Here is a 12,659-nt window from a genome sequence, read left to right on the forward strand (position 1 = left end):
GGTGACCGAGAAGGCCGACCTTCAGCCCATCCTCGACCGTGCCGCCGCCGGTGGGCGGATCACCCCCGAAGAGGCGCTCGACCTCTACCGCGACGCGCCCCTGCACGCGCTGGGCGCCGCCGCCGACGCCGTACGACGCCGGAAGTACGCGGGCGTCGAGCACATCGCGACGTACATCATCGAGCGGAACATCAACTACACGAACGTCTGCGTGACGGCGTGCAAGTTCTGCGCCTTCTACGCGGCGCCGAAGGACAAGGCCAAGGGCTGGACGCGGGACCTGGACGACATCCTGCGGCGGTGCGCGGAGACCGTCGAACTCGGCGGTACGCAGATCATGTTCCAGGGAGGCCACCACCCGGACTACGGCGTCGAGTACTACGAGCAGCACTTCGCGGCGATCAAGAAGGAGTTCCCGCAGCTCGTCATCCACTCGCTCGGCGCGTCCGAGGTCGAGCACATGGCGCGGATCTCCAAGGTGAGCGTCGAGGAGGCGATCACCCGCATTCACGCGGCCGGGCTCGACTCCTTCGCCGGTGCCGGCGCCGAACTGCTGCCCGCGCGGCCGCGCAAGGCCATCGCTCCGCTGAAGGAGAGCGGTGAGCGCTGGCTGGAGATCATGGAGACCGCGCACCGGCTGGGTGTGGAGTCCACGTCCACCATGCTCATGGGGACCGGCGAGACCAACGCCGAGCGCATCGAGCACCTGCGGATGATCCGTGACGTGCAGGACCGGACGGGCGGCTTCCGCGCCTTCATCCCGTACACCTACCAGCCCGAGAACAACCACCTCAAGGGCCGTACGCAGGCCACGATCTTCGAATACCTGCGCATGATCGCCCTGGCCCGTCTCTTCTTCGACAACGTCCGGCACATTCAGGGCTCGTGGCTGACGACCGGCAAGGAGATCGGGCAGTTGTCGCTGCATTACGGGGCGGACGACCTCGGGTCGATCATGCTGGAGGAGAACGTCGTCTCCTCCGCCGGCGCCAAGCACCGGTCCAACCGGCTGGAGATCATCGACCTGATCAGGAAGGCCGGTCGGGTCCCGGCCCAGCGGACCACGACGTACGAGCACATCGTCGTCCACGACGACCCGGCGGACGACCCCGTCGACGACCGCGTGGCCTCGCACATCTCGTCGACGGCCATCGAGGGCGGCACCGCCCACCCCGAGCTGCAGATCATCGCCGCCAACTGAGGCCCTTTTGCTGACCGTTCACACAGACGCCCGAGGCTGGGCGTTCGCCGTCGAGGGGGCGTGGATCGCCGCTGTCGGCCCCGTGGACGAAGTGCTCGCCGACCGTCCGCGGGCGCGGGTGCGGAAGTGGCCCGGCATCCTCACGCCCGGACTGGTCAACCTGTACGGGCCCGAGCTGCTGGAGCAGACGTACCATCCGGACCCGCGCGAGGCCGACGAGTTGGGCACCGAGCCGCTGACCGGGGACGCGCTCACGGCGCTCGCCATGGACGACGCCCGCTGGGGCGCGAGCGCCCGGCGCGGGGCGCAGCGGATGCTGGCGCACGGCACGGTCGCGGTGGCCGGTGCGCCCGGTCACCCCGCCGTACAGGACGCCGTACGGCGCTCCGGGCTGGGGATCGTGGGCCGGATCGGGAACCCTGGCGGAGTTCCCGCGCTCGACCCGTACGCCTCGGGTGTGCCGGTGGAGTTCGCGCGGCCGCGCGAGCCCGGCTCGGCGGCCCGGTTCGCCGTGTTCGACGTGCGGGACGAGGCCGGGCTCGCGGAGCGGAGGGCGGGGACGTGCGTGGCCACCGTGCTCGACGGTCGGCTGGTGTACCGGGGTCGGTAGTTCCGGTGGGTTGAGGACCTGGCCGTAGGGAAAATGGGCGGAGGACCTGGCTGTAGGGAAGAGGCGGCGGCTCCGCCCGTCGGGCATCGGCTCATCCGGTCAGGCACCGGCTTCTCCGGTGAGGCCGCGGCTCCTCCCCCGAGGCCGTACTGCCACAATGGGCCCGTGACCCGCGCATCCCTGGACAAGCAGCCGCACGAAGTCGCCTCGATGTTCGACGACGTGGCGGAACGGTACGACCTGACCAACGACGTGCTCTCCCTCGGCCAGGACCGGCGATGGCGCAAGGAGGTCGGCAAGGCGGTCGACGCGCGCCCCGCGCAGCAGATCCTGGACCTCGCGGCCGGTACGGGGACGTCGTCGCTGCCGTTCACGCGGGCGGGCGCGTACGTCGTGCCCTGCGACTTCTCGATCGGGATGCTCCAGGTCGGCAAGAAGCGCCAGAGCTGGATGCCGTTCACCGCCGGTGACGCGACGAGGCTTCCGTTCAAGGACGACACCTTCGACGCGGTGACGATCTCCTTCGGGCTGCGGAACGTGCACGACACGGACACCGCGCTGCGCGAGATGTACCGGGTCACCAGGCCCGGCGGGCGCGTCGTGATCTGCGAGTTCTCGCATCCGACGTGGGCGCCGTTCCGGACCGTCTACACCGAGTACCTGATGCGCGCGCTCCCGCCGGTGGCGCGGGCGGTGTCGTCCAACCCCGACGCGTACGTCTACCTCGCCGAGTCCATCCGCGCCTGGCCCGACCAGCCCGCCCTGGCCGAGCGGCTGCGGAAGGCGGGCTGGGGGAAGGTGGCGTGGCGGAACCTCACGGGCGGGGTGGTGGCCCTCCACCGGGGCTTCAAGGCGAGCTGAGGACGGCGTACGGGTCTTCCGGTGGGTCGAGTTCGCGCTCCAGCCCGCCCGGCGGCGGTCCCGTCCGGCGCGGCTCGCGCACCCCGGAGCCTCCGCCGCCCTCTCCGTCGGGCGGCAGGTCGAACCACACGGTGACGACGGCGCCGCGCGGCACCTCGACGCCGGGCAGCGGGTACTGCCGTACGACGTGGTCGAGCACGACATCGCGGAAGTCGGGCCGGTCGGGCGCGGCCAGCAGCACTCCGCGTGCCGCGGCCGTCTCGCGCGCGTCCATGGCCATCAGTCCGACCAGCCGCGGCACGCGCACTTCGGGTGTCTCGGGTGTCATGCGCACAGACGGTCACCCCCAGCGGTATCGGAAGGGTAACCGTCGGAGGGTGCCGCTCGGAAGCGCTGAGTGGCGATCCGCGGTGAACCGCTACTCAGCGTTACAGATTCAGTCGGTAGCGGTGCCCCACCTGCTGCGAGGTCGGCGTGGTGAACTTCTCCTCGAGCTTCATGCCGAGGCGCCGGGTGACCGCGATGGAGCGTTCGTTGCGGGAGTCGACCATGGCGATGACCGTGCTCACGCCCGCCTGTCTCACCCGGTCGAGGGTCATCAGGGCGGCGGCGGTGACGTACCCCTTGCCCCACTGCGGTCGGGCGAGCCGCCAGCCGATCTCGATCTCGCCCACCGGGCCCCAGTCCTGCGGCCACGGCTGGGCGCCCGTGAAGCCGATGACCTGGTCGTTCTCGTCGAGCATGGTCCACAGGCAGAAACCGCGCTCGGCGTCGTTGCGGCGCTGGCGGGCGGTGAGCTCCTCGTAGACGGACAACTCTGCGGCCTTGCCCCCGTGGAACTCCATGACATCGGGGTCGGCGAATATCCGGTGCCAGGCCAGGGCGTCCTCGTCGGTGGGGACGCGCAGCCGTACGTCGGGGAGAGCTCGGTTCACAGGGGCAGCCCTTCAGCCGGGTGATCGGTACCGCTGAATAGACTGCCCATGTCCCGTGCCCGTCAGCACGTTGATTTCGAGTTTCAGTACGCCTATTTCGAGACTTGGGGAGAACCCGTCGTGACCGAGCCCCAGCCCCTTACCGAACACACCGCCGATGTGATCGTCGTCGGGGCCGGGCCAGCCGGTTCCGCCACCGCGTACTACCTGGCGAAGGCCGGGCTGGACGTACTCCTGCTCGAAAAGACCGCGTTTCCTCGGGAGAAGGTCTGCGGCGACGGCCTCACGCCCCGCGCGACCAAGCAGCTGGTGTCCATGGGCATCGACATCTCCGAGGAGGCCGGCTGGCTCCGGAACAAGGGGCTCCGCATCATCGGCGGCGGTGTACGGCTCCAGCTGGACTGGCCGGATCTCGCCTCCTACCCGGACTACGGACTCGTCCGCAAGCGCGACGACTTCGACGAACAGCTCGCCCGGCAGGCGCAGAAGGCGGGCGCGCGGCTGTACGAGCGCTGCAACGTCGGCGCCCCGGTCGTCGACGACCGCACGGGCCGCATCACGGGCGTCCACGCCAAGCTGGGCGACTCCGGGGACAAACGGGAGGTCACCTTCCACGCGCCCCTCGTCGTCGCGGCCGACGGCAACTCCTCCCGCCTCTCCCTCGCGATGGGCCTGCACCGCCGGGAGGACCGCCCGATGGGCGTCGCGGTGCGTACGTACTTCACCTCGCCCCGCCACGACGACGACTACCTCGAATCCTGGCTGGAGCTGTGGGACCGCCGGGGGCCGGGCGAGGACCGCCTCCTTCCCGGCTACGGCTGGATCTTCGGCATGGGCGACGGCACGTCGAACGTCGGCCTGGGTGTCCTCAACACCTCCGACTCCTTCAAGGAGCTGGACTGGCGCGAGGTCCTGAAGGCCTGGTGCGCGTCGATGCCGGAGGAGTGGGGGTACACGCCGGACAACATGACCGGCCCGATCCGGGGCGCAGCCCTGCCGATGGCCTTCAACCGCCAGCCGCACTACACGAAGGGGCTGCTGCTGGTCGGGGACGCCGGCGGCCTGGTCAACCCCTTCAACGGCGAGGGTATCGCGTACGCCATGGAGTCCGGCCAGATCGCCGCCGACGTCATCGTCCAGGCGCACGCCCGGGCGACTCCGGCCCAGCGGGAGATGGCCCTCCAGCGCTACCCCCGCGTCCTCAAGGACACCTACGGCGGCTACTACACGCTGGGCCGCGCCTTCGTGAAGCTGATCGGCAACCCGAAGGTCATGAGGGTGGCCGCCGAGCGCGGTCTGACCCACCCCATGCTGATGAGGTTCACCCTGAAGCTCCTCGCCAACCTGACGGACCCGACGGGCGGCGACGCGATGGACCGGATCATCAACGGGCTGAGCAGGGTGGCGCCGAAGGCGTGATCGTCAGGGGCCGGTGGTCCTTCCGGGGCAGATGATCCCTCAGGGACCACTGATCCTTCAGGCCGGTGATCCTTCAGTGCCTGGGCACGGGCCTCGTTCCGCGTCGATGGGCGCCGCTTCTTCCTCGGGGAGCGGCGCCCACGGCGCTGCCCGGGGACCCTCAGGCCACGCGACGTCGGGCGCGGCTACCCGCTGAGCTCGGCCTCCTTCGCCACCCGCCGCGCGAACACCCGCTCCCGGCGGTCCTCCACCTGTCGCAACGCGTCCCGCCGTTCGCGCTTGGACAGCCGGTCCAGGTACACATACCCGTTGACGTGGTCCGTCTCGTGCTGGAGGCAGCGGGCGAAGTAGCCGGTGCCCTCGATGACGAGGGGGCTGCCGTCCTTGTCGTACCCGCGGACGACGGCACGGTCGGGGCGCGGCACCTCCATCAACGCCCCCGGGACGGACAGACAGCCCTCGGGCTCGTCGAGCAACCGCCGCCCCGCCACGTCGAGTTGGTCCAGCACCGGGTTGACGATGTGGCCCACGTGCCGGACGCCCTCGTCGTCCGGGCAGTCGTAGACGAAGAGCCGCAGGTCCACGTCCACCTGGTTCGCCGCGAGGCCGGCGCCGTCGGCGACGTACATGGTCAGGAACATGTCGTCGATGAGCGCGGCGAGTTCGGGTCCGAACTCCGTGGCGTCCCGGCACGGCTTGTGCAGCACTTCCTCACCGACTTCCGTGATCCGCCGCACCCTTCCACCCCGGGCCTCCGGCGGCAGCGCGGGGTACGAGTCGACGGGCTTTCCCTGTACGAAGACGGAGGGCATCGCGAATTCCTCACTCACTCTCGGGTGTTCTTGTGGTGTGAGGATGCTGTGGGTGACCGACGTGCAACCTTCCGTACTGTCGTGCACCTTCCTAACCTCACGTAACCATGACAACAGATCACACGAGAGCCACAGGGACCGTTCACGAATCCGAGCGCCCGAACCCCGCCCCCACACGCCGCCGCTTCCTCGCCGGAACCGCCGCGGCCGCCGCCGCCACCGGTCCCCTCGCCTTACTGCCGACCGCCCCCGCGTCCGCTGACGGCAAACGCGTGGCCGTGCTCGGCGGCGGCGTCTCCGGGCTCAGCGCCGCCCACGAACTGGCCGAACGGGGCTACGCCGTCACCGTCTACGAGTACTACGACGTCCTCGGCGGCAAGGCCCGCTCGATGGACGTCCCCGGCACGGGCGAGGGCGGCCGTAAACCCCTCCCCGGCGAACACGGCTTCCGCTTCTTCCCCGGCTTCTACCGGAACCTCCCGGACACGATGCGCCGCATCCCCTTCCCCGGGAACCCGGACGGAGTCCGCGGCAACCTCCGCAGCGGCACCGAGGCCCTGTTCGCCCGCGCATCAGTGAGTGAGGCGCTCCGTAGGCGAACGAACGAAGAAAATGGGGTCGGCCGCCCCGACCTGCACTTCCCCCTCCGCCGCCTGACCACCCCGCCGGCCCCCGGCGACATCACCCCGATCTGGATCCGCGACCAGCTCCTCTCCGTCCTGGACCTGGGCACCCGCCTCCCCGCCCACGAGGCCCTGTACTTCGCGAACCGTCTCCTGGTCCACCTCACCAGCTGCGACGCCCGCCGCGAGGACCAGTGGGAGAAGACCTCCTGGTGGGACTTCATCCGAGCGGAACAGATGAGCGAGGAGTACCGGACGGTCCTCGGCACCGGCCAGACCCGCAATCTCGTCGCCACCCGCGCCGAGGTCGCCTCCACCCGCACCGTCGGCCGCGTCATCATCGAGGCCCTGCTGCTGTGGGGCCTGCTCGGCCGCGGCATGGACGGCCCCGACGCCGACGTCGACCGCGTCCTCAACGCCCCCACCAGCGAGGCCTGGATCGACCCCTGGGCCGCCCACCTGCGCTCCCTGGGCGTGGAGTTCGTGACGAGCACACAGGTGAGGGAGGTCCTGTACGGGGGCGGCCGCGTCACCGGCGTACGGGTCTCCGCGCCCGACGGCAGCGACGTACGCACCATCACGGCCGACCACTACGTCTCCGCGCTGCCCGTCGAGCACGCCCGCACCACCTGGGGCCCGGCCCTGCGCGCCGCCGACCCGCAGCTCGCCAGGTGCGACGCGCTGGAGACGGACTGGATGGTCGGGATCATGTACTACCTGCGCACCCCGACCCCCGTCGTCCACGGCCACATCAACTGTCTCGACTCACCCTGGTCGGTGACCGGCATCGGGCAGGCCCAGTTCTGGGACGTACGGGACTTTCCGGCGGACTACGGCGACGGGCGTGCCCGTGACTGCCTCTCCGTGATCATCTCCGAGTGGGACAAACCCGGGATCCTGTACGGCAAGACAGCCCGTCTGGGGGTACCCCCTCTGGGGGAGCACCAAGGACGAGATCGTCGCCGAGTGCTGGGCCCAGCTGAAGGACGCGCTCAACGACTCCGGCAGAACCACGCTCACCGACGACGACCGCCTCGGCTGGTTCATGGACCCGGCGGTGACCGGCCTGGGCGGCCCGGACCCGCAGAACCGCGAACAGCTCCTCGTCCACCCCACGGGCACGCTCTACAACCGCCCCACGGCGAGGACGGCCGTCCCGAACTTCTTCCTCGCCGGCGACTACGTCCGCACGGATGTGGACCTCGCGACCATGGAGGGCGCCAACGAGTCCGCACGGCTGGCCGTCAACGCGATCCTGGACGTGGACGACTCGGACGCCGAGCGCTGTGAGGTCCGGGAGCTGTTCCGGCCCCCGGAGATGGAGCCCCTGAAGCGCGTCGACGAACTGCGCTACAAGCTCGGCCTGCCGAACACCTTCGACCTGGGGTGAGCCGACGGGGTTGAGTGGCCCGCGCTGAGCGGCCCCGGCTGAGCGGCTCGGGGTGAGTGGCCCGGGCTTGGCTCTCGGGGCTGAGTGGCTCGGGCTGAGCGGCTCGGGTTTGGTCGCCAGGGTCGGGGCACGCCGGAGAGCCGCTGTCCCGCATGGGGGAGCGGCTCTCCGGAAAGCGACCGAGCGACCGAGCGGCCGTGCGTCAGAGCACGCGCACCGCGCCCGAAGCCGGGTAGCCGGAGAGGTCCTGGATCACGACGCCCTTGCCGGGGTTGGCGGCGTCGAGATACTGGCCGGCTCCGATGTAGACACCCGTGTGGTACGCGGAGCCCTTACCGCCCCAGTACAGGATGTCGCCGACCTGGAGGTTGGACAGCGAGACCTCGGTGCCGGCCATCGACTGGTCCTGCGAGACCCGCGGCAGGTCCACCCCGACCTGCTTGAACGCGGCCTGGACGAGGCTGGAGCAGTCCCAGGCGTCGGGACCGGTGGCGCCCAGGACGTAGGCGTCGCCCACCTGCGCCTTGAGGAAGGTGATGACCGTCGCGACGCTGCCGCTGGCCGGGGCGGCCACGGAGGTCGACGTCGATGTCGATGTCGTTGTCGTTGTCGGGGCCGACGTGGAGGTGGAGGTGAGGGTCTCCCGCTCGGCGGCCCGCGCGGCGCGCTCGGCCTCCGCCTTCCGCTCGGCCTCGGCGGCGGCCTTCTTCCGGGCCTCCTCCTTCTTCGCGGCGGCGAGGTCCTTCTCGGCCTGCTTGGCGGCCTCCGCGGCGGCCGCGTCCCGCTCGGCGTCCAGCTGGTACTTGGCCGCCGCCTGCTGCGTGGCGTCCGCGGACTGGGCGGTCTGCGCGGCCAGGTCGGCCGTCAGGGTGGGCAGTTCGAGCGTCTGCGTCACAGGCTCGGCAGCGTTCGCCGAACCGGCCGCCGTGGCCACTGCCAGGGTGCTGAGGACGCCACCGGCAACGCCGGCACGCATCGAGGTGATCGACGCGCTGCGCCGGGGCTTCCGGTGGCTGCGTATGTGAGCGGTGTGGGACATGAGTCCAACCGGTATCAGGGGCTCCTCCATACCTACAAGAAACGTGTGGTGCGCCACAGTTGTTCAACAGGAACCCCAAATCTTGTGTGCGTCACTCTTTATTGACGCCGTAAGGGGCATTGCGGACATTGTCGATCAGGCCTGTGATCACGGTCTTTCGTTATTACGTCCGGATTGCCCCGCGCTTACCACTGGTTGAGACGGGTGGCCAAGCCCGGTTCATATGGTCTCGCTCCGGTGTGGTGCAGGTCACGGAACGGTCACCTTGGTGTGCGCGCGTCGCGTGTGATCCCCGGGGGCTCCTTGCTCGCGGGGCGCTCGTGAATACGTGCACGCGTCCACATCCGCTGTCGCGGCTCCCTCTGATGTGTGAACGCCTCCTGTACCAAGATCCTTTGGCCGGTGCCAATTTGCATGCAGGGGAACCCTCTTGATATTGAGACGCCTCTCCTTGGTGAGCGCTGACCAGCACTGACGAGCGGAAATGTCACTTCTGGTGATCAGTCTGACGCTTCGCGTGCGAAGGTTGCCGCTCATCCGACTTCATGATCCTTCGTCAGGTGGTGGAGATCACAAAGTCCTTGCTGTACCCCGTGTCGCAGATCACAGACCGGCGGGCATAGGATGCGGAGCAGTTGGGCTTGTGACCTGCTTCACATGTTCGCGATCTTCGTCGAGACGGGCGGGGTTCGCGCGACAGGGGGCGGAGCGCGGGCCGGACGCAACCGCCAGCAGTCAGTGCCGACTGAGAGGAGCGAGGAGCGGTGAACGCGTATGTGCCCATCCTCGTACTGGGAGCCCTCGGGGCAGGCTTTGCGATCTTCTCCGTGATCATGGCCACGCTGATCGGCCCGAAGCGATACAACCGGGCCAAACTCGAGGCCTACGAATGCGGTATCGAGCCGACCCCCACGCCGGCCGGCGGCGGGCGCTTCCCCATCAAGTACTACCTGACGGCGATGCTCTTCATCGTCTTCGACATCGAGATCGTCTTCCTCTACCCCTGGGCCGTCTCCTTCGACGCCCTGGGTGTTTTCGGGCTCGTGGAGATGCTGCTCTTCGTGCTCACCGTCTTCGTCGCCTACGCGTATGTCTGGCGACGCGGCGGCCTGGAATGGGACTGAGGGGCCTTTAAGCATGGGACTCGAAGAAAAACTGCCGAGCGGATTCCTGCTGACCACCGTCGAGCAGGCCGCGGGCTGGGTGCGCAAGTCGTCCGTCTTCCCGGCCACCTTCGGCCTCGCCTGCTGTGCCATCGAGATGATGACCACGGGCGCGGGCCGCTACGACATGGCGCGCTTCGGCATGGAGGTCTTCCGCGGCTCACCGCGCCAGGCGGACCTCATGATCGTGGCCGGGCGGGTCAGCCAGAAGATGGCGCCGGTGCTGCGGCAGGTCTACGACCAGATGCCGAACCCCAAGTGGGTGATCTCCATGGGGGTCTGCGCCTCGTCCGGCGGCATGTTCAACAACTACGCCATCGTCCAGGGCGTCGACCACGTCGTCCCGGTCGACATCTATCTCCCCGGCTGCCCGCCGCGGCCCGAGATGCTCCTGGACGCGATCCTCAAGCTCCACCAGAAGATCCAGACCTCGAAGCTCGGCGTGAACGCCGAGGAAGCGGCCCGTGAGGCGGAGGAAGCGGCGCTCAAGGCACTGCCCACCATCGAGATGAAGGGGCTGCTGCAGTGAGCGACGCCAACGGCACCAACGGGCCCAACCCCGAGAAGGACCTCTCCGCCTCCAACCTCCCCGGCCAGCGGGGCGAGGGCGGCGAGGAGATCCGCGTCCAGCGCGGCATGTTCGGCGCCAACAACGGCGGCGACACCTCCGGCTACGGCGGTCTGGTCCGCTCCATCCGGCTCCCCGGAGCGACCAGTCGTCCCTACGGCGGCTGGTTCGACGAGGTCGCCGACGAACTCGAAGGGGCCCTGGAGGAACAGGGACTCGTCCCCGAGAACGTCATCGACAAGACCGTCGTCGACCGCGACGAGCTCACGTTCCACATCGAACGCGAGTACCTGGCCGCCGTCGCCCGGACCCTGCGCGACGACCCGGCCCTGCGCTTCGAGCTGTGCACCGGCGTCTCCGGCGTCCACTACCCGGGCGACAAGGGCCGCGAGCTGCACGCCGTCTACCACCTGCGCTCGATCACCCACAACCGGCTGATCCGCCTCGAAGTCTCCGCCCCCGACGCCGACCCGCACATCCCGTCGCTCGTCCCCGTCTATCCGACGAACGACTGGCACGAGCGCGAGACGTACGACTTCTTCGGCATCGTCTTCGACGGCCACCCGGCGCTGACGCGGATCATGATGCCGGACGACTGGCAGGGCTTCCCGCAGCGCAAGGACTACCCCCTCGGCGGCATCCCCGTCGAATACAAGGGCGCCCAGATCCCGGCTCCGGACCAGCGGAGGTCGTACTCATGACTACATCGCACGCCTCCCCTCGTGAGACCACGGAAGGCACCGTCTACACGGTCACCGGCGGCGACTGGGACGAGGTCGTCGAGTCCGCGGCCCGCGCCGACGACGAGCGCCTGATCGTCAACATGGGCCCGCAGCACCCCTCCACCCATGGTGTGCTCCGGCTCATCCTGGAGATCGACGGCGAGACCGTCACCGAGGCCCGCTGCGGCATCGGCTACCTCCACACCGGCATCGAGAAGAACCTCGAATACCGCACGTGGACCCAGGGCACGACCTTCGTGACCCGCATGGATTACCTCATGCCGTTCTACAACGAGACGGCGTACTGCCTCGCCGTCGAGAAGCTCCTCGGCATCGAGGACCAGATCCCGGACCGCGCCACGATCATGCGCGTGCTCCTGATGGAGCTGAACCGGCTCTCCTCCCATCTGGTCGCCATCGCCACCGGCGGCATGGAGCTGGGCGCCACCACGATCATGATCTACGGCTTCCGTGATCGTGAACTCATTCTCGACATCTTCGAGTTGATCACCGGCCTGCGGATGAACCACGCGTACGTCCGGCCCGGCGGACTCGCCCAGGACCTGCCGCCCGGCGCGGTCGACCAGATCCGCGAGTTCATCAAGAAGATGAAGAAGAACCTCCCCGAGTACGACAAGCTCGCCACCGGGAACCCCATCTTCAAGGCCCGCATGCAGGACATCGGCTACCTCGACCTGGCCGGCTGCATGGCCCTCGGCGCCACCGGCCCGATCCTCCGCGCGACCGGCCTCCCGCACGACCTGCGCAAGACACAGCCGTACTGCGGCTACGAGACGTACGACTTCGACGTCCCGACCGCCGACACCTGTGACTCCTACGGGCGCTTCCTGATCCGCCTGGAGGAGATGCGCCAGTCCCTGCGGATCGTCGAGCAGTGCCTGGACCGGCTGGAGCCCGGCCCGGTCATGGTCGCCGACAAGAAGATCGCGTGGCCCGCCCAGCTCGCCCTGGGACCGGACGGACTGGGCAACTCCCTGGACCACATCAAGAAGATCATGGGCACCTCCATGGAGGCCCTGATCCACCACTTCAAGCTGGTGACCGAGGGCTTCCGCGTCCCGCCGGGACAGGCGTACGCGGCGGTCGAGTCGCCCAAGGGCGAGCTCGGGGTGCACGTCGTGTCCGACGGAGGCACCCGCCCCTTCCGGGTCCACTTCCGCGACCCGTCCTTCACCAACCTGCAGACCATGGCGGCGATGTGCGAGGGCGGCCAGGTCGCCGACGTCATCGTCGCCGTCGCGTCCATCGACCCCGTGATGGGAGGCGTCGACCGGTGACCACCACTCCCGAGGGTG

12 protein-coding genes and 1 pseudogene are annotated in these 12,659 nt (G+C 69.2%); 9 read left to right on the top strand and 4 right to left on the bottom strand.

The annotated features are described in order from the left end of the window. Window position 1 precedes the first annotated feature (1 nt). The 3 genes from mqnC to ACWD3C_RS24280 all read left to right on the top strand — a co-directional run bounded on the left by mqnC (window position 2) and on the right by ACWD3C_RS24280 (window position 2,672). Window positions 2-1,201, top strand: a complete 1,200-nt coding sequence (mqnC, locus tag ACWD3C_RS24270; RefSeq protein WP_451147199.1) for a cyclic dehypoxanthinyl futalosine synthase — start codon at window positions 2-4, stop codon at window positions 1,199-1,201. Window positions 1,202-1,208: 7 nt separating this feature from the next. After that, window positions 1,209-1,811 (top strand): hypothetical protein, encoded by a 603-nt coding sequence (locus ACWD3C_RS24275; protein WP_451147201.1) that lies wholly within the window; start codon window positions 1,209-1,211, stop codon window positions 1,809-1,811. Between the two features lie 165 nt (window positions 1,812-1,976). After that, complete coding sequence (locus ACWD3C_RS24280) at window positions 1,977-2,672, top strand: demethylmenaquinone methyltransferase (RefSeq protein ID WP_451147203.1); 696 nt, start codon at window positions 1,977-1,979, stop codon at window positions 2,670-2,672. On the opposite strand, the gene ACWD3C_RS24285 is transcribed toward ACWD3C_RS24280, so the two are convergent. Both ACWD3C_RS24285 and ACWD3C_RS24290 read right to left on the bottom strand, forming a co-directional pair. Then, the gene (locus ACWD3C_RS24285) at window positions 2,659-3,006 is read right to left on the bottom strand and encodes a PASTA domain-containing protein (protein WP_451147205.1); all 348 of its coding nucleotides are present in this window, start codon (window positions 3,004-3,006) and stop codon (window positions 2,659-2,661) included. The genes ACWD3C_RS24280 and ACWD3C_RS24285 overlap by 14 nt on opposite strands. A gap of 94 nt (window positions 3,007-3,100) precedes the next feature. Continuing rightward, on the bottom strand, window positions 3,101-3,607 hold the full coding sequence (locus tag ACWD3C_RS24290; RefSeq protein ID WP_451147207.1) for a GNAT family N-acetyltransferase: 507 nt from the start codon (window positions 3,605-3,607) through the stop codon (window positions 3,101-3,103). A gap of 120 nt (window positions 3,608-3,727) precedes the next feature. Here ACWD3C_RS24290 and ACWD3C_RS24295 point away from each other — a divergent pair, with 120 nt between their 5' ends. Continuing rightward, the gene (locus ACWD3C_RS24295; protein ID WP_451147209.1) at window positions 3,728-5,026 is read left to right on the top strand and encodes a geranylgeranyl reductase family protein; all 1,299 of its coding nucleotides are present in this window, start codon (window positions 3,728-3,730) and stop codon (window positions 5,024-5,026) included. A 185-nt stretch (window positions 5,027-5,211) separates the two neighbouring features. Here the strand turns inward: ACWD3C_RS24295 and def are convergent, their stop codons facing one another. Further along, on the bottom strand, window positions 5,212-5,838 hold the full coding sequence (gene def / locus ACWD3C_RS24300; protein ID WP_451147273.1) for a peptide deformylase: 627 nt from the start codon (window positions 5,836-5,838) through the stop codon (window positions 5,212-5,214). 107 nt (window positions 5,839-5,945) lie between these two features. Here def and ACWD3C_RS24305 point away from each other — a divergent pair. Next, window positions 5,946-7,851: pseudogene (locus ACWD3C_RS24305) on the top strand (hydroxysqualene dehydroxylase). A gap of 202 nt (window positions 7,852-8,053) precedes the next feature. Here the strand turns inward: ACWD3C_RS24305 and ACWD3C_RS24310 are convergent. After that, the gene (locus ACWD3C_RS24310; RefSeq protein ID WP_451147211.1) at window positions 8,054-8,920 is read right to left on the bottom strand and encodes a C40 family peptidase; all 867 of its coding nucleotides are present in this window, start codon (window positions 8,918-8,920) and stop codon (window positions 8,054-8,056) included. A 734-nt stretch (window positions 8,921-9,654) separates the two neighbouring features. Here ACWD3C_RS24310 and ACWD3C_RS24315 point away from each other — a divergent pair. Genes ACWD3C_RS24315 through ACWD3C_RS24330 form a run of 4 tightly spaced genes read left to right on the top strand, consistent with a single transcriptional unit; the run spans window position 9,655 to window position 12,641 of the window. Further along, the gene (locus ACWD3C_RS24315) at window positions 9,655-10,014 is read left to right on the top strand and encodes an NADH-quinone oxidoreductase subunit A (protein WP_451147213.1); all 360 of its coding nucleotides are present in this window, start codon (window positions 9,655-9,657) and stop codon (window positions 10,012-10,014) included. Between the two features lie 13 nt (window positions 10,015-10,027). Beyond that, entirely contained in the window at window positions 10,028-10,582 is a 555-nt protein-coding gene (locus tag ACWD3C_RS24320; RefSeq protein WP_451147215.1) for a NuoB/complex I 20 kDa subunit family protein, read from the top strand. Next, entirely contained in the window at window positions 10,579-11,322 is a 744-nt protein-coding gene (locus ACWD3C_RS24325; protein WP_451147217.1) for an NADH-quinone oxidoreductase subunit C, read from the top strand. The genes ACWD3C_RS24320 and ACWD3C_RS24325 overlap by 4 nt, the downstream gene beginning before the upstream one ends. Beyond that, window positions 11,319-12,641: an NADH-quinone oxidoreductase subunit D gene (locus ACWD3C_RS24330; RefSeq protein ID WP_451147219.1), complete on the top strand. Its 1,323-nt coding sequence runs from the start codon at window positions 11,319-11,321 to the stop codon at window positions 12,639-12,641. The genes ACWD3C_RS24325 and ACWD3C_RS24330 overlap by 4 nt, the downstream gene beginning before the upstream one ends. Window positions 12,642-12,659: the final 18 nt, after the last annotated feature.

It is taken from the genome of Streptomyces sp. NPDC002845 (assembly GCF_053591955.1).

Coding starts and splice junctions, on each gene's coding strand:
- ACWD3C_RS24330 (WP_451147219.1), top strand. CDS start 11,319: ATGACTACATCGCACGCCTCCCCTCGTGAGACCACGGAAGGCACCGTC.
- ACWD3C_RS24320 (WP_451147215.1), top strand. CDS start 10,028: ATGGGACTCGAAGAAAAACTGCCGAGCGGATTCCTGCTGACCACCGTC.
- def (WP_451147273.1), bottom strand. CDS start 5,838: ATGCCCTCCGTCTTCGTACAGGGAAAGCCCGTCGACTCGTACCCCGCG.
- ACWD3C_RS24310 (WP_451147211.1), bottom strand. CDS start 8,920: ATGGAGGAGCCCCTGATACCGGTTGGACTCATGTCCCACACCGCTCAC.